The organism is Amycolatopsis sp. NBC_01286, from assembly GCF_035982555.1.
In the GTDB taxonomy this organism is placed as follows: Bacteria; Actinomycetota; Actinomycetes; order Mycobacteriales; family Pseudonocardiaceae; genus Amycolatopsis.
In genome coordinates this window covers 626,062-645,651 of record NZ_CP108428.1, presented here as the reverse complement: position 1 = coordinate 645,651, position 19,590 = coordinate 626,062, and the positions used below count along the sequence as shown (strand labels likewise).

Sequence of the window (19,590 nt, the reverse complement as noted above, 5' to 3'; positions counted from 1 at the left end):
ACTCGGGGGAACTCGGGAGTCTCGGGAGCGGGGTCAGCGGGAGTTGCGCTGGCGGCGGCGGCGCTGGTCGAACCAGACGGCCGCGATCAGCACGGCGCCGACCGCGATCATCTGCCAGAAGTCCGGGACGCCGGTGATGTTGAAGCCCTTCTTCAGGACCGCGGGGATGAACACGCCGATCACGGTGCCGAGCACTGAGCCGACGCCGCCGAAGAGGCTCGTCCCGCCCATCACCGTCGCCGCGATGGCGTTGAGGTTGTCGCTGGTGTGCCCGGTGATGGTGGTCGAGTTGTAGTAGGCCAGCGACAGGAACCCGGCGAGCCCGGCCAGCACGCCGGTCAGCGTGTAGACCTTCATCAGGTGCGCGGTGACGCCGATGCCGGCGCGGCGCGCGCCTTCGGCGTTGGAGCCGATGGCGAAGGTGTAGCGGCCGAACTTCGTGGTGTGCAGCAGCCACGCGCCGATCAGCGTGATCACCACGGCGATCAGTACCAGGTTCGGCACGACGCCGAACGACGTGCCGTAGCCGAGCTGCTTGTTGAGCACCACCGGGACCGTGCGCACGTCGCTGCCGTTGTTGATGAGCAGGGACGCGCCGAGCGCCGCGCCCATCGTGCCGAGGGTGACGATCAGCGGCGGGATGCCCGCGACCGCGATGAGGAAGCCGTTGACCAGGCCCCACACCGTCCCGGCCAGGATGGCGACGACCAGCCCGACGACGATCACGCCCCAGCCCGCGCCGCCGGCGTCACCGCCGGACATGGCTTCCATCGTCTTGCCGCCGACCATGCCCGCGAAGATGAGCACCGAGCCCACCGACAGGTCGATGCCCGAGGTGATGATCACGAACGTCATGCCGACCGAGAGCACCAGCAGCACGGCCGTCTCGATGAGCAGCAGCTGGAAGTTGTACACCGTCGGGAACGCGTCCGGCGCGAGCACGCTGAACACGATGATCAGCGCCACCAGCACCAGCGCGATCCAGAAGGTGTTGGCACCGACGAGGCGCTTCCCCAAGGGGCGCTTGCCGAAGCCTTCCTCCACAGTGGACTGGATTTCCGGGGCCGGGGCGCTCACGCCGCCTCCTCCTGCACGAGGGCGCCGGTCATCGCGGCGACGAGGTCTTCCAGCTTGGTGTCGGACCCGGTGAACCGGGCCACCCGCTTGCCGAGCCGGAGCACCTCGACGCGGTCGGCGACCGACAGCACCTCGGGCATGTTGTGGCTGATCAGCACGACGGCGATGCCCTTGTCGCGCACCTTCTTGATGACGTCGAGCACGCGCTCGCGCTGCACGACACCCAGCGCGGCCGTCGGCTCGTCCATGAACACGACCTTCGACGCCCAGACGACCGACCGCGCCACCGCGACGCTCTGGCGCTGCCCGCCGGACAGCGAGCCGATCGGGACGTCGGTGCTCTGCAGCGTCACGCCGAGCCGCTGGAACTCCTCGATCGCCCGGCGGCGCATCTCGGCCTTGTCCAGCATGCCGAGCTTGCCGAGGATCCCCTTGCGGTGGATTTCCCGGCCCAGGAACAGGTTCGCGGCCGGATCCAGCTCGGGAGCGACGGCCAGGTCCTGGTAGACGGTCTCGATGCCGAGGCGCCGGGCCGTCGTGGGGGAGTCGAAGTGCGCCTCCGCGCCGTCCAGGAGGATCTTCCCCGACGTCGGCTGCTCCGCGCCGGAGAGGCACTTGACCAGGGTGGACTTGCCGGCGCCGTTGTCGCCGATCAGCGCCGTCACCTCGCCCGCGCGGGCCTGGAACGACGCCCCGCGCAGCGCCTCGACCGACCCGTAGTGCTTGGTCAGGTCGACCGCGTCCAGCAGGATTTCGCTCATCCGGTCCGCCCTTCGAGGGCCGGCGGGCGGCAGCGGATCACCGTCGCGGTGCCGGCCAGCTCGGTCTGGCCCGCGTCGAACGGGACCACGTAGGTGTCGCCCTTCGCCAGCGCGTGCTCGCCGCCGTGCTCGGTGCGCAGGGTGCCCGCGCCGTCGAGGACGACCAGCACCGCGAACGACGGGTCGAGTGACAACGTTGTCACTTCGGTCGTGCGAAGCTGTTCCGCTTGGAAGAACCGCTCCGATCCGGCGGCCAGCAGATCGACGGTGGCCGCGGTGTCGCCCGCGGTCCGCTTGATGATGGTCTCGAGGCGCTCGGCGTCCCAGCCGGACGTGTCCAGCGCCTGGATCGCGGTGTCGAAGCCGAGGCCGAGGTGGCCCTTCTCCGGCGAAGCGAGGAAGTCACGCCACTCGATGGTCAGCGAGAAGTCCGTCGGCTGCTGCAGCTCGACGACGAACACGCCTTCGCCGATCGCGTGCGGCAGGCCGGAGGGGATGTAGACGGTGTCGCCCGCGGTCACCGGGACGCTGTTCAGCGCCCCCAGCATCGACGGCACGTCCTGCTCCCGCGTCCACTCGGACACGGTGTCCTTGGTGAGCGTCTCCTTGAAGCCGGGGTAGACGCGCGGGTCGTCGCCGTAGGTGCCGACCACGATCCACGCCTCGGTCTTGCCGAAGTGCGAGTCGAAGTGCTGCTTCGCGAACGCGTCGGACGGGTGGAAGTGCACCGGCAGCCGCTGGCCCGCGTCGAGCAGCTTGACCAGCAGCCCGGTCGACGTCCCGAGCGCCTCGACGTGCTTGGCGCCGAGCCACGCCGGGGCGTCGGCCTCGACGGCGTCGCGCAGCCAGGCGCCGTTCGGGAGCCGGGTCAGGCCGTTGGTCTCCTGGCCGAACATGGTGCTGACCGAGGCGACCCAGTCCTCCGGGCCGAACTTCTTGTCGGGCGAGGCGCCGCGCAACGCCGCGATGGCGTCGCCCCCGCGGTAGAACTGCGGCGGCTGGTTGGCCGGAAGCCGGATCGGTTCGAGGGTCACGGGGCGACCTCACCGGAACCACGGGCGACGAGATGCACGGGCAGGACGACCTTTCTCGGCGGGGACTGATCTCCTTGGACACGGGCGAAGAGCAGCTCGGCCGCGGCGTGGCCCAGTGCGCTGACGTCGTGCGCGATCACGGTGACGGGCGGGTCGAGCAGGTCCGCCAGCTCGAAGTCGTCGAAGCCGACCATCGCCGGGCGGTACTCGGCGTGGGCCAGGGCCCGCAGCAGGTGGACGGCGACCCGGTTGTTGCCCGCGATCACCGCGGTGGCGGCGTCGGGCCCGTGCAGCAGCCGCTTGACGGCGTCGCCGACGCCCTCCTGGGTCGGCGTGCGCATGGAGACCAGCGACTCGTCGTAGGAGATGCCGTTGCGCACGCAGCCCTCGCGGAACCCGCGCAGGCGCTCGGCCGCGGTGAAGATGTCCGGGCTGTCGCCGAGGAACGCGATCCGCCGGTGGCCGTGTTTCGCCAGGTGCGTGACGGCTTCGATGGTGCCGCCGAGGTTGTCGACGAGCACGGTGTCGGCGACGATGTCGCCCGCCGGGCGGTCGATGAACACCACGGGCGTGCCCGCGCGCATCTCCGGCACCAGGTAGCCGTGCTGCAGGCCGGCCGGGACGACGAGGATGCCGTCCACCCGCCGCGCGCAGAACTCCAGCACGAGCTCGCGCTCGCGGTCGGAGTTCTCCTCGGACGAGCCGGTGAGCACCTGCCGGCCGAACGACGTCGCGATGCGTTCCACCGCGCGGTTCAGCTCGGAGTAGAAGGGGTTGCCGACGTCCTCGACGATCAGCCCGATGGTCCCGGTGGTCGACCCGCGGCGCAGGTTGCGCGCGCCGAGGTTGCGCCGGAAACCCAGCTGCTCGATGGCCGCCATGACCCGCTCGGCGGTGTCCGGGTGCACCGCCGGTTCGTCGTTGACCACGCGCGAGACGGTCTTGATGGACACGCCCGCCAGCCTGGCCACATCGCTCATCGTGGCCCGGCGGCTCGCGGTGCGCGTGCTGCCGTCCCGGTCCCGGCCGGGTGGAGACAACGTTGTCATAGTGCACGGGATTGAACGCCAAGGTCCCGGTGCTTGTCAACGCCTTGGGCGCGGATTGTGCCGATTCGACTACGGAAGTTGTAGGTCAGACGGCTGATCAGCTTGTCCGGAAGTGGACAGGTGTTGACAGCACCCTTGACTGTCTCGTGAGCCGCTGCCCAAGGTGGCCCGGTTCGACCGAGCGCGCGACAAGGTTGTCATTCACCCTCTGGTCGCGCTGATGTGGTGGAGAGGCGATGGCGATGGCGCGAGCGCGCTGGAGAGCCGGTTTAACCTTCCTGAGCTTGGCAGTAGTGGCCGCGGTGGCCCCCGCGATGCCCGTTGCCGCGGCTCAGGCGACTGATTTCGCGAAGTGGGTCAACCCGTTCGTCGGCACCCGGCCCGGCGGCGAGGACCACGGCACCGGTGGCGGTGCCGGCAACACGTTCCCGGGCGCGGTCGCGCCGTTCGGCATGGTCCAGTGGAGCCCGGACACGGTGAAGTCCCAGCCCGGCGGGTACTTCTACGACGACAACGCGCTGAACGGCTTCAGCCTGACGCACCTTTCGGGCGCGGGCTGCTCGACCTACCAGGACATCCCGTTCATCCCGTTCGTCGGCGAGGTCTCGACGTCCCCGGCGACCGACCCCGCGCACTACACGTCGAAGTTCTCGCACGCCAACGAACACGCGACGGCGGGCGCCTACGACGTCACCCTCGACAGCGGCGCGAAGGTCGAGCTGAGCGCGACCCAGCGCACCGGCTCGGCGCGGCTGACCTACCCGGCCGGCGCGTCCTCGACGCTGCTGGTGAACACGTCCGGCTCGGTCAACGGCACCGACGACGCGTCGATCACCCTCGGCAAGGACACCATCAGCGGCTGGGCCACGAGCGGCCGGTTCTGCGGCGCGCAGAACAGCTACCGCGTCTACTTCTCGGCCAAGTTCGACACGCCGTTCGAGTCGATCGGCACCTGGAAGAACGGCGCCGTGACGCCGGGCAAGTCCGCCGAAACCGGTGGTGCCAAGGCGAAGGTCGCGCAGCCCAACGGCGTCGGCGCCTCGATCGCGCGTCCGGCCAAGGCCAAGCAGCAGGACACCACCGTCAGCGGCCCGGGCAGCGGCGGGTACGTCACCTTCGCCAACCTCAACGGCGCGCAGGTGAACGTCCAGGTCGGACTGTCCTTTGTGTCCGTCGACGGCGCGAAGGCCAACCTCAAGGCCGAGAACACGAAGAAGTCGTTCGACACCGTGGCCGCGTCCGCGCGCAAGGCGTGGAACGACCAGCTCGGCAAGATCGCCGTCACCGGCGGTTCCGACGCCGACCTGACGACGTTCTACACCTCGCTGTACCACTCGCTGATCCAGCCGAACGTCTTCTCCGACGTGGACGGCCAGTACCCGGGCTTCGACGGGCGGATCCACAAGGCCGACAAGGGCCACGCGATGTACACGAACTTCTCCGGCTGGGACATCTACCGCTCGGAGGCCCCCCTCCTGGCGACGATCGACCCGAAGGAGACCTCGGACATCGTCCGGTCGATGATGGCCTACGCCGAGCAGGGCGGGTCGTGGGACCGCTGGACGGTGGCCAACGACTACACCGGCGTGATGAACGGCGACCCGTACCACATCATCGTGTCCAGCGCGTACGCGTTCGGCGCGCGTGACTTCGACGCCCAGAAGGCGTTGCTGCTCATGATCAAGGGCGCCACCCAGCCGACGCAGGGTTACACCGAGCGGCCGGGCCTCGACGACTACCAGAAGCTCGGTTACGTGCCGGGCGCCGGCGCGGACACGCTCGAGTACACCAGCGCCGACTTCTCCATCGCCGAGTTCGCGAAGCGGCTCGGGGACAGCGCGACGTACACGACGTTCATGAAGCGCGCGCAGAACTGGCAGAACCTCTACAACCCGGGCACCGGTCACCTGCAGCCGCGCAACGCGGACGGCTCGTTCGCCGGCACCTACGACCCCGCCAGCTCGCAGGGCTGGGTCGAGGGCAACGGCGCGCAGTACGAGTGGATGGTGCCCTACGACCTCGGCGGCGTCGTGACGGCGTTCGGCGGCCCGGCGGCGACGCAGTCCCGGTTGGACACCTTCTTCACGAAGCTGAACGCGGGCACGCAGGAGCCGTACGCCTTCATGGGCAACGAGCCGAACTCCAACGCGCCGTACGTCTACTCCTACACCGGCGCCCCGGCCAAGACCCAGGCGATCGTGCACCGCTCGATGGACGAGCTGTACAACCCGCGTCCCGAGGGCCTGATCGGCAACGACGACCTCGGCCAGATGTCGGCCTGGTACGTCTGGTCCGCGCTCGGCATCTACCCGGAGATCCCGGGCCGCGCCGAGACGCTGCTCGTCACCCCGCGCTTCGAGCACGCCGTGCTCACCACCGGCGCGGGCAAGAAGATCACCGTCAACGCGCCGGGCACCGGCGACTACGTGGGCAGCCTGAAGGTCAACGGCGGCGCGTCGTCGAAGGCGTGGCTGCCGGAGGCGCTCATCTCCAGCGGTGGCACGCTCGACTACACCCGCTCCGCCACGGCCACCTCGTGGGGCAGCGCCGCGGCCGACGCGCCGCCGTCGTTCCGCGAGCAGGAGAAGCCGAGCCTGTCCTTTGTGGACCCGTCGCGCGCGGTGACGCCGGCGGGCTCGACGTCGAAGGCGTCGGTCGGCGTCCAGGACCTCTCCGGCACGGCCCGGACCTGGACCTACACCGCGGGCAGCGTCGACGGGATCACGCTGACGCCGGCGACGGGCAGCATCGCCGTCCCGGCGGGCGGCAAGGCGCACGCCGACCTGACGGTTTCGGTGCCGGCGGGGCTGGCCGACGGTGCGCGTCGCATCCCGGTGACGTTCTCGGCACCGGGTGTGGCTTCGACGCAAGCGGTGCTCACGGTGCTGGTCGCCCAGCCGAACAGCTGGCTGGCCACGGTCGACAACGCGGGCATCTCGCCGGACTCCGACTCGTCGGCGGCCAACTTCGACGGCGGCGGCTGGAGCTACTCGGCCGACGCGCTGGCCGCGGCCGGCGCCACCCCGGGGGGCACGGTGACCAGTGACGGCATCAAGTTCACCTGGCCGTCGTTCCCGGTCGGCGACCCCGACAACGCGGTCGCGAACGGCCAGACGGTCAACGTCACCGGCACGGGCACCCGGCTCGCGCTGCTCGGCGCCGGGTCGAACGGCAACGCGCAGGGCACGCTGACCATCACCTACACCGATGGCAGCAAGTCGACCGCCACGATCGGGACGTCCGACTGGACGCTCGGCGGTGGCGGCGCGCAGCCGTCGTTCGGCAACCGGATCGTGCTGTCGACGCCGTACCGCAACGCTTCGGGCACTGACCCGCAGCAGATCCGCACGATGGTGTTCGGCACGAACCCGATCACCCTCGACGCGGGCAAGACGGTGGCCAGCGTGACGCTGCCGTCGAACGTCAGCGGCGGCGTGCTGCACGTCTTCGCCATCGCCGTCGGTTAGCAGTTGTGGTCCGTGAAGGCCTCCTTACCGGCTCTTATGGCCGGGAAGGAGGCCTTCACGGCTTTTCGTCGTTTCAGGGAGGAAGCTCGATGAGGAGCAAGGTCCTGGCGGGCGCGTTGACGCTCGCCGTCGTGGCGACGGGGGTGAGTCCCGCCGTCGCTTCGGCCTCCGGCGGGGACGCCCTCGACGCCGTCAACACGTTCATCGGCACGCAGGACGAGGGCAACACGTTCCCCGGCGCGTCGGCGCCGTTCGGGATGACGCAGGTCAGCCCCATCACCTCGCACTACGCCGGCTACCGCTACACCGACACCGCGATCCGCGGCTTCGGCCACTTCTTCCTGTCCGGCGCGGGTTGCTGGGAGCAGGGCGGCCTCGTCTCGACGCTGCCCACGACCGGCGAGATCGGGCCGGGCAAGGCGTTCGACACGACGAAGGCCGCGACCTTCGACCAGACGAAGTACGCGGCGCCGTTCACCCACGACGGCGAGGTCGGCAAGCCCGGCTACTACAAGGTCCACCTGACCGGCTACGGCGGCGTCGACGTCGAGACGACGGCGGCGACCCGCGCCGGCGTCGAGCGGTACACCTTCACGAAACCGGGTGACGCCAACGTCTTCGTCAACGTCGGGCAGGCCAACGACAAGGAGCCGGTGACCGGCAGCAGCATCCGGGTCGTGGACGACCGGACCGTCGAAGGCACGGTCGAGTCGCAGGCGTTCTGCGGCGGCAAGTCCTACACGACGTACTTCACGACGAAGTTCGACAAGCCGTTCAAGTCCTCGGGCACGTGGTCGCCGACCGGCGGCACGCCCGGTTCGCGCGAGTCGAGTGGCGGCGCGGGCCTGCGCGGCGCGTGGCTGACCTTCGGCGGTGGCGGCCAGGTCACCGCGACCACCGCGATCTCCCAGGTGGACGCGCAGGGCGCGCGGGTCAACCTGGCGGCCGAGCACATCCGGTCGTTCGACGCGGCTAAGGCCGACGCGCAGCGCACCTGGCGGCGGGAACTGTCCAGTGTGGACATCAAGGGCGGCACGCCCGACGACCGGACGGTGTTCTACACCTCGCTCTACCACACACTGCTGCAGCCGCTGACCGCCAACGACGCGGACGGCCGCTACTACGGCTTCGACAAGAAGGTCCACCGCGCGATCGGCTGGACGTACTACGACTTCTTCTCCCTGTGGGACACCTACCGCACGCAGAACCAGCTCCTGGCGCTGCTGCGGCCTGACCGCGCGAAGGACATCGCGAAGAGCATCCTCGCCATCCACGACCAGGGCGGCTGGCTGCCGCGGTGGGCGTACGCCAGCCAGGAGACGAACACGATGACCGGTGACCCGGTCACGCCGTTCCTGGTGGACCTTTGGCGGTTCGGCGCGCTGTCGGGCAACGAAATGCGCGCCTACCAGGCGTTGCTGCAGAACTCGACGCAGATCCCGCCCGCGTCGTCGCCGTTCCAGGGCCGCTCGGGCAACGCGAGCTACCAGCAGGACGGGTTCGTCCAGTACGACCCGAACTTCCCCAAGAAGGGGCAGGACACCGACCCGAACCACGGCGCGTCGGCCACCCTCGAGTACGCGCTCGGCGACTGCTCGCTGTCGGTCATGGCGGCGGCGCTCGGGAAGAAGTCCGACGCCGCGGCGCTGTCGGAGCAGGCCCGGACCTACCGGACGCTCTGGGACGCGTCGCAGACCGACCGCGGCTTCACCGGCTTCTTCCGGCCGAAGGTCGCGGGCGGCGACTGGTTCACCCCCGCCACCGGGCCGTACAGCCCGCAGAGCCAGGACGGCTTCCACGAGGGCACGGCCTGGCAGTACCAGTGGCTGGTCCAGCAGGACGTCCCCGGCCTGGTCCAGCGGATGGGCGGCCCGGCGGCGACCGGGAAGCGGCTGGACGACTTCTTCGCCTACGACGAGCTGGTGAAGGACCCGGCGGCGGCGGTCCGCGAGAACTGGGTCGTCGGGCCGTACGACTACTACGACCAGTTCCGCTACAACCCGAACAACGAGCCCGACCTGCACTCGCCGTGGATGTACGCGCTCACCGGGCAGCCGGCGAAGACGTCCGGGGTCGTGCGGGCCGCGCACACGCTGTTCACGAACGCGCCCAACGGCGTCACCGGCAACGACGACCTCGGCACCATGTCGGCCTGGTACGTCTTCAGCGCGCTCGGGCTCTACCCCGCCGTCCCAGGGACTGGGAACTTCGTGCTCAACGCGCCGCGGTTCGAGCGGTCCGTGCTGCACCTGCGGAACGGCCGCGACGTCACGATCAAGGCGCCCGGCGCGGACGGCTCGAAGCTGCAGTACGTCTCGGGCCTCGAGGTCGGCTCGAAGCGGTCCGACAAGGTGTACGTCGGTCTCGAGCAGCTGAAGAGCGGCACGACGCTGGACTTCGGCCTGACCACCGACGCCGCGAAGGCGACGTGGGGGACTTCGCCGTCCTCAGCACCGATTTCCCCGTGTTCTGACTAGATAGCGCCGCTCGCGAACGTGGTCCGGACCACAATGGACAGGGGTCCGGGCCACGTTCGTGAGCAGGGTCACGGGCCCCGGTGTTCCGGTGAGCGCCGTCACGCCTCACACTGGGTACCAGCACGTCCGACAACGCCGTTGACGTCCGGGGCAGTCCGCCTTGGACGGTGTGTCGGGCGTTTTTCGTGTGTCAGGACCAAAGTGGTGAGACCCCACAGGAGGAAGCAGTGTCCAGCAAGGCCGCTCTAGTGTTCCGCGTGGCCGCAGTCGCCGAAGCCCTTTCCTGGGCCGCGCTGCTTGTCGGGATGTTCCTCAAGTACGTCGTGCACTCCTCCGGTGAGGGCGGCGTGCCTGTCATCGGCATGGTGCACGGCGTGATCTTCGTCCTGTACGTGGTCGTCTCCCTGTCCGTGGCGAAGCCGCTCGGCTGGCGCCCCAAGACCCTGGTCCTCGCGCTGCTCGCGAGCATCCCGCCGCTGTTCACCTGGCTGTTCGAGAAGTGGGCGCTGCGCAACGGCAAGCTCGACGGCCCGCAGCGGCTGACCCACGGCGGTGTCGGCCTGTTCCAGGTGCGCGAGCCCGTCGCCGCTTGATCCCAGTACGTGAGAAAGGCCCGCGTCTTCGGACGCGGGCCTTTCTTTGTGTACGGGCGGCTACTCGGTGAAGTCCCCGGTCGCGCGGCGCACCTTCGTCAGCAGGTCGGTCAGCTGCTCGGTCTGGCGTTCGGTCAGCCCGTTGAGCCCGAAGTCGATCTCGGTGACCGCCGCGGTCGCGGTCTCGCGGCGCTTGCGGCCCTCGGCGGTGATCTCCACCAGCGTCGTGCGGCGGTCGGTCGGGTGCGCGACGCGCTTCACGAGCCCGTCGCGCTCCAGCCGGTCGACTATGTTGGTGACACTGGTGGGGTGCAGCTGGAGCCGCTCGCCCATCACCCGCATCGGCAGGCTGGCGCTGCGGGCGAAGGTGAGCAGCACCAGCGCTTCGTACCGGGCGAAGGTCAGGCCGTGCGGCTTGAGCGCGCCGTTCACCGCGGACTGGATGATCTGCTGGACCCGCATCACGCCGGTGACCGCGGCCATGGTGCCGGAGGGCCCGATCCGGGCCTCCCAAAGCTGTGCCGCGCGGGCGATCGGGTCGAACGGCAGCGGACGGTTCATGACACGCGAAGTTACCAGCGGGTACCGGCGCGTGTCGCCCGACCGGCGGAAAGAGCACCGAAGAAGGGACTTCCGAGCATGATCGTCGCGTTCAGTGTCAGCCCGTCCGGCGGGGAGCCGGACGGCGGAGTCAGCGAGGCCGTCGCCCGCGCGGTGAAGGTGGTCCGGGAGTCCGGGCTGCCCAACTCGACCAACGCCATGTTCACCAACGTCGAGGGCGAGTGGGACGAGGTGATGGACGTCGTCAAGCGCGCGGTCGAGGCCGCGGGGGCGGGCTCGGCCCGCGTCGGGCTCGTCCTGAAGGCCGACATCCGCCCCGGCTTCGCCGACCAGCTCGAGGCCAAGGTGGACCGGATCGAAGCCCACCTCCGCGACAGCTCGTGAGTGGTTAGGGCGGTTAGAACCGCCCTAAACACTCACGACGGGCTTACGGGAGCGGCGGGGTGAAGGCGACGGTCCAGCGGCCGTCGTCGGTCGTCACCGTCAGCGGGTAGCTGAACGGGCGGCCGTCGGCGAGGACGCCGTCGACCGTGGCGCGGGTCGGGGCCCGCTCGTCCGGGGCCAGGCGGACCGTGACGCTGTGGACGCCGTTGCCGGCCAGCACCTCGACGTAGTCCTTGGCGAAGTCGTCCGCGCCGGAGCCGGGGTAGTCGAGCAGGCCGGCGAGGGCGTCCGAATCGTGGGCGGCAAGCGCGGTGGCCAGGCGGTCGCGCAGCTCGGCGGGGGTGGCCGCGCCCGGGTCCGGTTCGTGCACGATCAGCAGCGTCACCGCGCCGATCCAGAGGACGGCGGCGGCGATCGAAAGCCCCACTTTGACGTCCCGCCGGATGTGCACGCGGCCGAGCCTGCCCCAGCCACGCCGTCCTGCCAAGCGGACGTGCCGGGCACCCGGTGAAACACTCCGGCGCGCGTGCCAGGATGGAACCGTGACACAACCACGCGGATCTGCAGCGAAGTCAGCGGCCCTGTCCGCCGCCCTGTCCGGCGCGGTCGACCTGTCCGCGCTCAAGGCCCGTGCCGAAACGGCGCGCCGGCCGCCGGCCCCGCCCGCGAGCGGCCCCGGCCCGGAGGGTGACGCACCCCCGCCGGCCCCGTCGTCCGGGGCCGTGATCGATGTCACCGAGGCGACGTTCCAGACCGACGTCGTGGAGCGGTCCCTGCACCAGCTGGTGATCGTCGACCTGTGGGCCGAGTGGTGCGGCCCGTGCAAGCAGCTGTCCCCGGTGCTGGAGCGGCTGGCCGGCGAGTCCGGCGGCGCCTGGATCGTCGCGAAGGTCGACGTCGACGCCAACCCGCGGATCGCGCAGCTGTTCGGCGCGCAGTCGATCCCGACGATCGTCGCCATCGGCGGCGGCCAGCCGGTCGACGCGTTCTCCGGCGCGCTGCCCGAGCCCGAGATCCGCAAGTGGATCAACGCGCTGCTCGACGCCCTGCGCGACAAGCTGCCGGCGATCCGCGAGGCGGAGGCCAACGGCGGCGGCCCGGTCGAGGAGCCGGAGGACCCGCGCTTCACCGAGGCGGAGGAGGCCTTCGAGCGGGGCGACTTCGCCGCCGCGCAGGCCGCCTACGAGCGCATCCTCGACGTCGAACCGGCCAACGAGCTGGCGAAGAACGCGCTGGCCCAGGTCAAGTTCACGGCCCGGGCGGAGGCCGCGGACCCGGACGCCCGCACGAAGGCCGACGCCGACCCGGCGGACCTGGACGCCCAGCTCGCGGCGGCCGACCTGGACATCGCGGAGAACGACGTCGAGGCGAGCTTCAAGCGCCTGATCGACGTGGTCCGCCGCACCGCGGGCGACGACCGCAACAAGGCGCGCGAGCACCTGGTGGCGCTGTTCGACCTCTTCGACCCGGCCGACGACCGGGTCATGAAGGCCCGCCGCGACCTGGCTTCCGCTCTCTTCTGAGCCGTGTCCTGAAGGGCACCCTCATGGCTCTTACGTCCCTGAGGGTGCCCCTCACGGCGTTCGGCTTGAGCACGTGAAAGGCCCCCACCTCGCGGCGGGGGCCTTTCGCGTGTGGTGGCCCGGCGCGAGCAGGCCGTCGCAGAGAGGGCGCGCGAAAGGACCGTTCGTGTTGGTGCGTGAGTGGCCCGTTCGTGCCGCCGGAGGCGCGAGTGGACCGTTCGTGCCCTCGCGCGACGGGCGCGAAAGGGCCGTTCGCACCGCAACGAGCGCGAGTGGCCCGTTCGCGCCGACACCGACTCCCTCGGGACACGAAAAGGCCCCCACCTCGCGGCGGGGGCCTTTCGAACCGGTGAACCTCAGCCGTACTGCTTCGAGCAGACCGACGAGCCTTCGAGATATCCGCGACGCAGCGACTCGACCCGGTCGAAACCGCTGTCCGGGCGCTTGCCGTTGACGTCCGCCGAGACCAGGCTCTCCGGCTGCAGCAGGTCCGCGATCGCCTCGTCGAGGTCACCCGCCGACAGCCGCAGGTCGCCCGGGCGGTTCGTGAACGCCGCCCACGCTCCCACCAGGCACGACGTGCGCAGGCCCGCGTTCGGGTTGTCGATCGACGCTCCCACGCCCTTCTGGATGCCCAGCGCGTACCGGGATGCGACCTCGGAGAACGCCGCGAAGTCGCCCATGCCGCCCGGGTCCTCGCCCTTCATCTCCGCCTCGCGGTCGATCGGCTGGGCCAGCTCGGCCAGCTTCGCCAGGTCGATGCTCACGGAGTTGTCGTCCGGGCAGTAGGACGCCGGCGCCGTCGTGTTGCAGCTGCCGCCGTCGTTGATCTCCGGCGCGGCCACGCCGGCGCCCTTGAAGGCCTCGTCGAGGCTCTTCTTCAGCAGCTCGACGGCCTGGTCGTTGAACTTCGCGTCGCCCTTGCCCTTGTCGCCCTTGTCGAACGGGCGCTCGGTGAGCCGGGCCTTGACGTTGTCGGTGTTCATCGCCGCGCACTCCTTCGGGCCCTTCTCGAACCCGGCCTGGAACGCGAACGTGCGGTCGAACGCGGTGCCGTGCGCGCCGCGGTCGGCGGCACTGGTGCCCGCCTGGTCGCGGATCAGGAACATCGACGCCATCACCTGGTTCAGGCCTTCGGACGTCGACACCTGGTAGTACTTGCTCTTGTCCTCGGCGACCCAGCGGAAGTAGCCGCCGGCGAAGCAGTCGGCCTGCTGCTCCTTCACCACGGTCGGGGTGCTCTTGGTGATCCCGGCCTTGTCGCCGAGCCGGTACTGGACGGCGTGGCCGAACTCGTGCGCGAGCACGACGACGACCGACATCGGGCCGAACCGCTTGCGCAGCATCGGCAGCAGCACGCCGCGGTCCCACGCCACCGAGTCGTCGGTCGGGCAGTAGAACGCGTTCACGAGCTTCTTGACGCTGCCGCAGCCGGTTTCCTCGGTGTCGGTGTTCGCGTCGTAGGACAGCAGCGACTTCACCGGCTCGAACTGGACGCCGAAGTCCGAGGGCAGCATCTCGCCCCAGTACGTCTGGACGTCGTCGATCGCGGCGGTGGCGAGCTTGTCGTCCTCGCCGCCGTCGGCGTTGCGGACGTCGAGGCTCGGGGTCGGCGCGCCGGACTTGAGGCCGCTCTCGAAGTGCGTCACCGGCAGCCCGGCGACCGAGCCCGCGCCGGTGTCCTTGACCGGCCCGCTCCCGGAGCCGCTCTTGCTGTTGCACCCGCTCACGGCGACCGCCGCGATCGCGAGCAACGCGACCAGCGCGCGCCGTCCTCCCCCTGAGGTCATCTTCACTCGCTCCACTCCCAGCCTGCCCGTACCCGACGGGCAGGACCATACCCAGGGCTTACGGGGCGTGTGCGCGTAATCCCCGAAGTACTCCCCGAGCAGCGCGCGGGGCGGCCCGATATCGTCGCTGTCCATGCGTGCAGTCCGCCGGTTCACCGTTCGCGCCAGCCTCCCGGAGTCCCTTTCCGGCCTCGGCGCGCTGGCCACCAACCTGCGCTGGACGTGGCACCCGCCGACGCGCGACCTGTTCGCGTCGATGGACGCCGAGCTGTTCGACGCCGTCCGCGACCCGCTCCGGATGCTCACCGCGCTGCCGCCGGCCCGCCTCGACGAGCTCGCCGTCGACGAAGACTTCCTCTCCCGCGCCCGCGTCGCCGCCGCGGACCTGGAGAACTACCTGTCCGAGCCGCGCTGGTACCAGCAGCGCGACGACGCCGGCCTGCCGCCGGCCGTCGCCTACTTCTCGATGGAGTTCGGCGTCACCGAGGCCCTGCCGAACTACTCCGGCGGCCTCGGCGTGCTCGCCGGCGACCACCTCAAGGCCGCGTCCGACCTGGGCGTGCCGATGGTCGGCGTCGGGCTGCTCTACCGCAACGGCTACTTCCGGCAGTCGCTCTCGCTCGACGGCTGGCAGGTCGAGCACTACCCGGTCATCGACCCCAACGCGTTCCCGCTCGAGCTGCTGACGGTGGGCGGACGTCCGGTGCTGATCGGCGTCGCGATGCCGGGCGGGCGCGAGCTGTGCGCGCAGATCTGGCAGGCTCGCGTCGGCCGGGTGCCGCTGCTGCTGCTCGACACCGACACCGAGGCCAACGACGACGACCTGCGCGGCGTCACCGACCGGCTCTACGGCGGCGACGCCGACCACCGGCTGCGGCAGGAGATCCTGGCCGGCATCGGCGGCTTCCGCGCCGTCCGCAAGTACTGCGAGATCACCGGCCACCCGCAGCCGATGGTGTTCCACACCAACGAAGGCCACGCCGGATTCCTCGGGCTGGAGCGGGCCCGCGAGATCGTGCAGGCCGACGGCCTCGCGTTCGACGAGGCCATGCCGGCGGTCCGCGCCGGGACGCTGTTCACCACGCACACCCCGGTCAGCGCGGGCATCGACCGCTTCCCGGTGGACCTGGTGCAGCGCTACTTCGCCGACGGGCGGCTGGTGCCCGACATCGACCCGCGGCGCGTGCTCGCGCTCGGCGCCGAGGACAACCCTGGCCTCTTCAACATGGCGCACATGGGCCTGCGGCTGGCGCAGCGCGCGAACGGCGTCTCGCAGCTGCACGGCCGCGTCACGCGCAAGATGTTCTCCCGGCTGTGGCCCGGGTTCGACCACGACGAGGTGCCGATCTCGTCGGTGACCAACGGCGTCCACGGCCCGACGTGGGTGGCGCGCGAGCTGAGCACGCTGCTCGGCCGCGAGTGGGGCCTCGACTCCGGTGACAAGCCGCTGCGCGAAGGCGTCTCGGACGCCCAGCTGTGGGCGCTGCGGCGCGAGCTGCGCGAGAAGCTCGTGTTCGAGGTGCGACGCCGGGTGCGCGCGGCGTGGCTGCAGCGCGGCGCGTCGCCGCTGGAGCTGGGCTGGGTGGACTCGGTGTTCGACCCGGACGTGCTGACGGTCGGCTTCGCCCGCCGCGTCCCGACGTACAAGCGGCTCACGCTGATGCTGCGCGACCCGGACCGGCTGCGCACGCTGCTGCTCGACGAGCGCCGGCCGATCCAGGTCGTCGTCGCCGGGAAGTCGCACCCGGCCGACGAGAACGGCAAGCAGCTGATCCAGCAGATCGTCCGGTTCGTCGACGGCGCGGACGTCCGGCACCGGATCGTCTTCCTGCCGGACTACGGCATGTCGATGGCGCGCTACCTCTACCGCGGCTGCGACGTCTGGCTGAACAACCCGGTGCGGCCGCTGGAGGCGTGCGGGACGTCGGGGATGAAGTCGGCGCTCAACGGCGGGCTCAACCTGTCCATCCGCGACGGCTGGTGGGACGAGAGCTACGACGGCAGCAACGGCTGGGCGATCCCGACCGCGGACGGCGTCGCCGACCCGCTGCGCCGCGACGACCTCGAGGCCGCGGCCCTCTACGACCTGCTCGGCCAGCAGATCTCGCCGTTGTTCTACGACCGGTCCGCCGACGGCGTGCCCACCGGCTGGCTGTCGATGGTGTGGCACACGCTGGAGACGCTCGGCCCGCGGGTGCAGGCCTCCCGGATGGTCCGCGAGTACGTCGACCACGGGTACCTCCCGGCGTCTCGCACGGTCGCGGCGGCCACCGGCGACGGCTACCGCGGCGCGCTGTCGCTGGCGGACTACCGCACCAAGATCGAGGTGTCGTGGCCGCGGGTGAAGATCTTCGACTCGGAGCTGCAGGTCGAGGCGACCGAGCCGCTGGTGGTGGGCACCGAGGTGACGATCCGCGCGCGCATCGACCTGGCCGGCCTGCAACCGTCCGAAGTGGACATCCAGGCGGTGGTCGGCCGGGTGGCCGACGACGACGAGCTGCGCGACCCGGTCACGGTCCCGATGGAGGGCGACGGCATCGGCGCCTTCGCGGCCCGGCTGAAACTCCCCCAGCCGGGAGCGATCGGCTACACGGTCCGAGTGCTGCCGAAGCACGGCCTGCTGGCGACACCGGCGGAGCTGGCCCGGGTCATCCTGGCCTGAGCAAAGCCGTGAAGGCCCCCTTCCCGGCCGTAAGAGCCGGTAAGGAGTCCTTCACGGCTTTCTCGCCCGCGCCGGGAAAGCCCGCCGCTGACCTGGAGCAACTCCAGCCGGGCAGCGCCGAAAACCACACCGCGTCCCGGCGTCGGCCGCGTTAAGTTGGGGGTATGCGCTTCGGACTCTTCATCCCGCAGGGCTGGCGGATCGACCTCGCCGGCATCGAGCCCGCGGACCACTGGAAGACCATGCTCGGCCTCGCGAAGCACGCGGAGGCCGGGCCCTTCGAATCGATCTGGGTCTACGACCACTTCCACACCGTGCCGGTACCCACGGAGGAGGCCACGCACGAGGCGTGGTCGCTGATCTCGGCCTTCGCCGCCGCGACCGACACCATCCGGCTCGGGCAGATGTGCACCTGCATGGGCTACCGCAACCCCGCCTACCTGGCGAAGGTCGCCGCGACCGCGGACACCATCGCCGGCGGGCGCGTCGAGATGGGGATCGGGGCCGGCTGGTACGAGCACGAGTGGCGGGCCTACGGCTACGGCTTCCCGGGCGCCGGCGAGCGGCTCGGGCAGCTCGACGAGGGCGTGCAGATCATGCGGGACCTCTGGACCACCGGGACGTCCACTCTGGACGGCAAGCACTACCAGACGGACGGCGCGATCCTGCGTCCGTTGCCGCCGCAGGAAGGCGGGATCCCGCTGTGGATCGCCGGCGGCGGTGAGAAGAAGACGCTGAAGATCGCGGCGAAGTACGCGAAGTACACGAACTTCGGCGGCGACGCCGAGACGTTCACCCGGAAGTCGGAGATCCTCGCGCAGCACTGCAAGGACGTCGGTACCGACTTCGACGCGATCGTCCGCTCGGTCAACCACAACGTCGTGATCGGGGAGACCGAAAAGGACGTCCAGGACAAGCTGGCGTGGCTGAAGTCCCACCTGCACAAGTACACCCCGGCGGACGCGGCCGAGCGGTGGTTCGCCAACTTCGAGAACAGCCCGACCACCGGCACACCCGAGCAGGTCACCGAAAAGCTCGCCGCGATGGGCGAGCTCGGCATGTCCTACGCGATCTTCAACTTCCCGGAAGCCGCGTACGACCGCGCCGGCATCGACCTGTTCGCCGCACAGGTCGCGCCCGCGCTGAGCTGACGAAAGACTAGGGAACAGCCGGGCTTCCGCCGGTCTGCACGGGCAGGCCGGCGGACGCCCAGGCCCGGAAGCCGCCTTCGAGGTCCGTCGCGCGCGGCAGGCCCAGCCGCTGCAGGTCGGCCGCCGCGAGGCTCGACGAGTAGCCCTCGTTGCACAGCACGATCACCGTCGAGTCCGGCGTCACCGAGGGCAGCCGCCAGTCGCTGTCGGGCGCCAGCCGCCACTCCAGGTGGATCCGCTCGACGATCACCGCGCCGGGGATCTCGCCCTCGGCCTCGCGGTTGGCGAGCGGCCGGATGTCGACGAGCAGCGCGCCCGCCTCCTGCAGCTCGTGGGCCCGGGCCGGGGTCGCCCGCTCCAGGCCGGATCGGGCGGCGGCCAGGAGGGTGTCGATGGCGCTCATCGGCGGACGATAGCGGGCAGCGGCGGGATTTCGGCCGGAACGTCCGCGAGCGTCGTGTACTCGCGGGTCGCCACCAGCGGCGGTGAGTACGCGTGGACGCTCGCCGCGGGCCGGTCGCCGATGCCGGTGACCTGGTGGGCGCGCCCGGCGCCGAAGCCGATGCCGTCGCCCGCGGTGTGCGTGCGGCTTCGGATCGGGCCGCCGGGGTAGCGGTACTCCTCGTTCAGCTCGCCCTGCAGCACGGTGAACGAGCCGGACGCGCCGCCGTGGTCGTGCGGCTTCGTGTGCTGGCCGGGCAGCCACGACAGCAGCCACAGCTCGACGCCGTCGGTCAGTGCCAGCCGGGCCCACCAGCGGCGGTCCTCGTCGAACCGCAGGATGGCCTTGACGTTCGCGGTCAGTTCGGTGGTCACGGTGGCGGTCAGGTCCGCCAGCTCCCGCGGGGTCCACAGCAGCCGCGACGGGTGCAGCAGCTCGGGCAGCAGCGGGTCGGTCAGCTGCGGGTGGATCTCGACGGCGGGACGGGTGATGGAAGTGGTCAACGCGGGGCTCCTCGGACGCGAAAGGTGATCGGGACGCGGGGGCGTGCACGGCGCCGGCCGCACGTCGGGAAAAGGACGCGCGGGGTCAGCGGAGCCGTGCCGGGGTACACCCGGCC

General features: G+C 70.7%; 16 protein-coding genes. 7 read left to right on the top strand and 9 right to left on the bottom strand.

All coding sequences use genetic code 11. The features are described from left to right. Positions 1-33: 33 nt before the first annotated feature. The 4 genes from OG570_RS03015 to OG570_RS03000 are packed head-to-tail and all read right to left on the bottom strand — an operon-like array spanning position 34 to position 3,852. The gene (locus OG570_RS03015; protein WP_247061721.1) at positions 34-1,077 is read right to left on the bottom strand and encodes an ABC transporter permease; all 1,044 of its coding nucleotides are present in this window, start codon (positions 1,075-1,077) and stop codon (positions 34-36) included. Next, positions 1,074-1,838, bottom strand: coding sequence for an ATP-binding cassette domain-containing protein (locus OG570_RS03010; protein WP_326946799.1), 765 nt, complete (start codon positions 1,836-1,838; stop codon positions 1,074-1,076). Before OG570_RS03010 ends, OG570_RS03015 begins: the two co-directional genes overlap by 4 nt. Further along, positions 1,835-2,872: a class I mannose-6-phosphate isomerase gene (locus OG570_RS03005; RefSeq protein WP_326955504.1), complete on the bottom strand. Its 1,038-nt coding sequence runs from the start codon at positions 2,870-2,872 to the stop codon at positions 1,835-1,837. Before OG570_RS03005 ends, OG570_RS03010 begins: the two co-directional genes overlap by 4 nt. After that, positions 2,869-3,852 carry a LacI family DNA-binding transcriptional regulator gene (locus tag OG570_RS03000; RefSeq protein WP_247064021.1) on the bottom strand — a complete coding sequence of 328 codons (984 nt, stop codon included), beginning with the start codon at positions 3,850-3,852 and terminating at the stop codon, positions 2,869-2,871. Before OG570_RS03000 ends, OG570_RS03005 begins: the two co-directional genes overlap by 4 nt. Positions 3,853-4,157: 305 nt before the next feature. Here OG570_RS03000 and OG570_RS02995 point away from each other — a divergent pair, with 305 nt between their 5' ends. The 3 genes from OG570_RS02995 to OG570_RS02985 all read left to right on the top strand — a co-directional run bounded on the left by OG570_RS02995 (position 4,158) and on the right by OG570_RS02985 (position 10,458). Beyond that, entirely contained in the window at positions 4,158-7,388 is a 3,231-nt protein-coding gene (locus tag OG570_RS02995) for a GH92 family glycosyl hydrolase (RefSeq protein WP_326955503.1), read from the top strand. 89 nt (positions 7,389-7,477) lie between these two features. Beyond that, a complete protein-coding gene (locus OG570_RS02990) occupies positions 7,478-9,865 on the top strand; it encodes a GH92 family glycosyl hydrolase (RefSeq protein WP_326955502.1) in 2,388 nt (795 codons plus the stop codon). Positions 9,866-10,092: 227 nt separating this feature from the next. After that, the gene (locus OG570_RS02985) at positions 10,093-10,458 is read left to right on the top strand and encodes a DUF3817 domain-containing protein (RefSeq protein ID WP_247061728.1); all 366 of its coding nucleotides are present in this window, start codon (positions 10,093-10,095) and stop codon (positions 10,456-10,458) included. Between the two features lie 60 nt (positions 10,459-10,518). Here OG570_RS02985 and OG570_RS02980 read toward each other — a convergent pair whose 3' ends face one another. After that, positions 10,519-11,019: a MarR family winged helix-turn-helix transcriptional regulator gene (locus OG570_RS02980; protein ID WP_326955501.1), complete on the bottom strand. Its 501-nt coding sequence runs from the start codon at positions 11,017-11,019 to the stop codon at positions 10,519-10,521. A 78-nt stretch (positions 11,020-11,097) separates the two neighbouring features. Here OG570_RS02980 and OG570_RS02975 point away from each other — a divergent pair, with 78 nt between their 5' ends. After that, positions 11,098-11,403 (top strand): thiamine-binding protein, encoded by a 306-nt coding sequence (locus tag OG570_RS02975; protein ID WP_326946804.1) that lies wholly within the window; start codon positions 11,098-11,100, stop codon positions 11,401-11,403. A 43-nt stretch (positions 11,404-11,446) separates the two neighbouring features. On the opposite strand, the gene OG570_RS02970 is transcribed toward OG570_RS02975, so the two are convergent. Next, entirely contained in the window at positions 11,447-11,854 is a 408-nt protein-coding gene (locus tag OG570_RS02970) for a hypothetical protein (RefSeq protein ID WP_326955500.1), read from the bottom strand. Between the two features lie 91 nt (positions 11,855-11,945). On the opposite strand from OG570_RS02970, the gene OG570_RS02965 reads away from it, so the two are divergent. Next, the gene (locus OG570_RS02965) at positions 11,946-12,926 is read left to right on the top strand and encodes a tetratricopeptide repeat protein (protein WP_326955499.1); all 981 of its coding nucleotides are present in this window, start codon (positions 11,946-11,948) and stop codon (positions 12,924-12,926) included. A 356-nt stretch (positions 12,927-13,282) separates the two neighbouring features. Here the strand turns inward: OG570_RS02965 and OG570_RS02960 are convergent, their stop codons facing one another. Then, a complete protein-coding gene (locus OG570_RS02960) occupies positions 13,283-14,716 on the bottom strand; it encodes a neutral zinc metallopeptidase (protein WP_326955498.1) in 1,434 nt (477 codons plus the stop codon). Positions 14,717-14,849: 133 nt separating this feature from the next. Here OG570_RS02960 and glgP point away from each other — a divergent pair, with 133 nt between their 5' ends. Together glgP and OG570_RS02950 are read left to right on the top strand one after the other, a co-directional pair. Further along, positions 14,850-17,378 carry an alpha-glucan family phosphorylase gene (gene glgP, locus OG570_RS02955; RefSeq protein ID WP_326946808.1) on the top strand — a complete coding sequence of 843 codons (2,529 nt, stop codon included), beginning with the start codon at positions 14,850-14,852 and terminating at the stop codon, positions 17,376-17,378. 164 nt (positions 17,379-17,542) lie between these two features. After that, positions 17,543-18,529 (top strand): LLM class F420-dependent oxidoreductase, encoded by a 987-nt coding sequence (locus tag OG570_RS02950; protein ID WP_326946809.1) that lies wholly within the window; start codon positions 17,543-17,545, stop codon positions 18,527-18,529. 7 nt (positions 18,530-18,536) lie between these two features. Here the strand turns inward: OG570_RS02950 and OG570_RS02945 are convergent, their stop codons facing one another. Both OG570_RS02945 and OG570_RS02940 read right to left on the bottom strand, forming a co-directional pair. After that, positions 18,537-18,932 (bottom strand): rhodanese-like domain-containing protein, encoded by a 396-nt coding sequence (locus OG570_RS02945; protein ID WP_326946810.1) that lies wholly within the window; start codon positions 18,930-18,932, stop codon positions 18,537-18,539. Continuing rightward, positions 18,929-19,474: a cysteine dioxygenase gene (locus OG570_RS02940; RefSeq protein WP_326955497.1), complete on the bottom strand. Its 546-nt coding sequence runs from the start codon at positions 19,472-19,474 to the stop codon at positions 18,929-18,931. The genes OG570_RS02945 and OG570_RS02940 overlap by 4 nt, the downstream gene beginning before the upstream one ends. Positions 19,475-19,590: the final 116 nt, after the last annotated feature.

Excerpts from the sequence above, each read along its gene's own strand:
- OG570_RS03000 (WP_247064021.1), bottom strand. The coding sequence starts at position 3,852 with ATGAGCGATGTGGCCAGGCTGGCGGGCGTGTCCATCAAGACCGTCTCG.
- OG570_RS02990 (WP_326955502.1), top strand. The coding sequence starts at position 7,478 with ATGAGGAGCAAGGTCCTGGCGGGCGCGTTGACGCTCGCCGTCGTGGCG.
- OG570_RS02975 (WP_326946804.1), top strand. The coding sequence starts at position 11,098 with ATGATCGTCGCGTTCAGTGTCAGCCCGTCCGGCGGGGAGCCGGACGGC.
- OG570_RS02995 (WP_326955503.1), top strand. The coding sequence starts at position 4,158 with ATGGCGATGGCGCGAGCGCGCTGGAGAGCCGGTTTAACCTTCCTGAGC.
- OG570_RS02960 (WP_326955498.1), bottom strand. The coding sequence starts at position 14,716 with ATGACCTCAGGGGGAGGACGGCGCGCGCTGGTCGCGTTGCTCGCGATC.
- OG570_RS02980 (WP_326955501.1), bottom strand. The coding sequence starts at position 11,019 with ATGAACCGTCCGCTGCCGTTCGACCCGATCGCCCGCGCGGCACAGCTT.
- glgP (WP_326946808.1), top strand. The coding sequence starts at position 14,850 with ATGCGTGCAGTCCGCCGGTTCACCGTTCGCGCCAGCCTCCCGGAGTCC.
- OG570_RS03010 (WP_326946799.1), bottom strand. The coding sequence starts at position 1,838 with ATGAGCGAAATCCTGCTGGACGCGGTCGACCTGACCAAGCACTACGGG.
- OG570_RS02950 (WP_326946809.1), top strand. The coding sequence starts at position 17,543 with ATGCGCTTCGGACTCTTCATCCCGCAGGGCTGGCGGATCGACCTCGCC.
- OG570_RS02945 (WP_326946810.1), bottom strand. The coding sequence starts at position 18,932 with ATGAGCGCCATCGACACCCTCCTGGCCGCCGCCCGATCCGGCCTGGAG.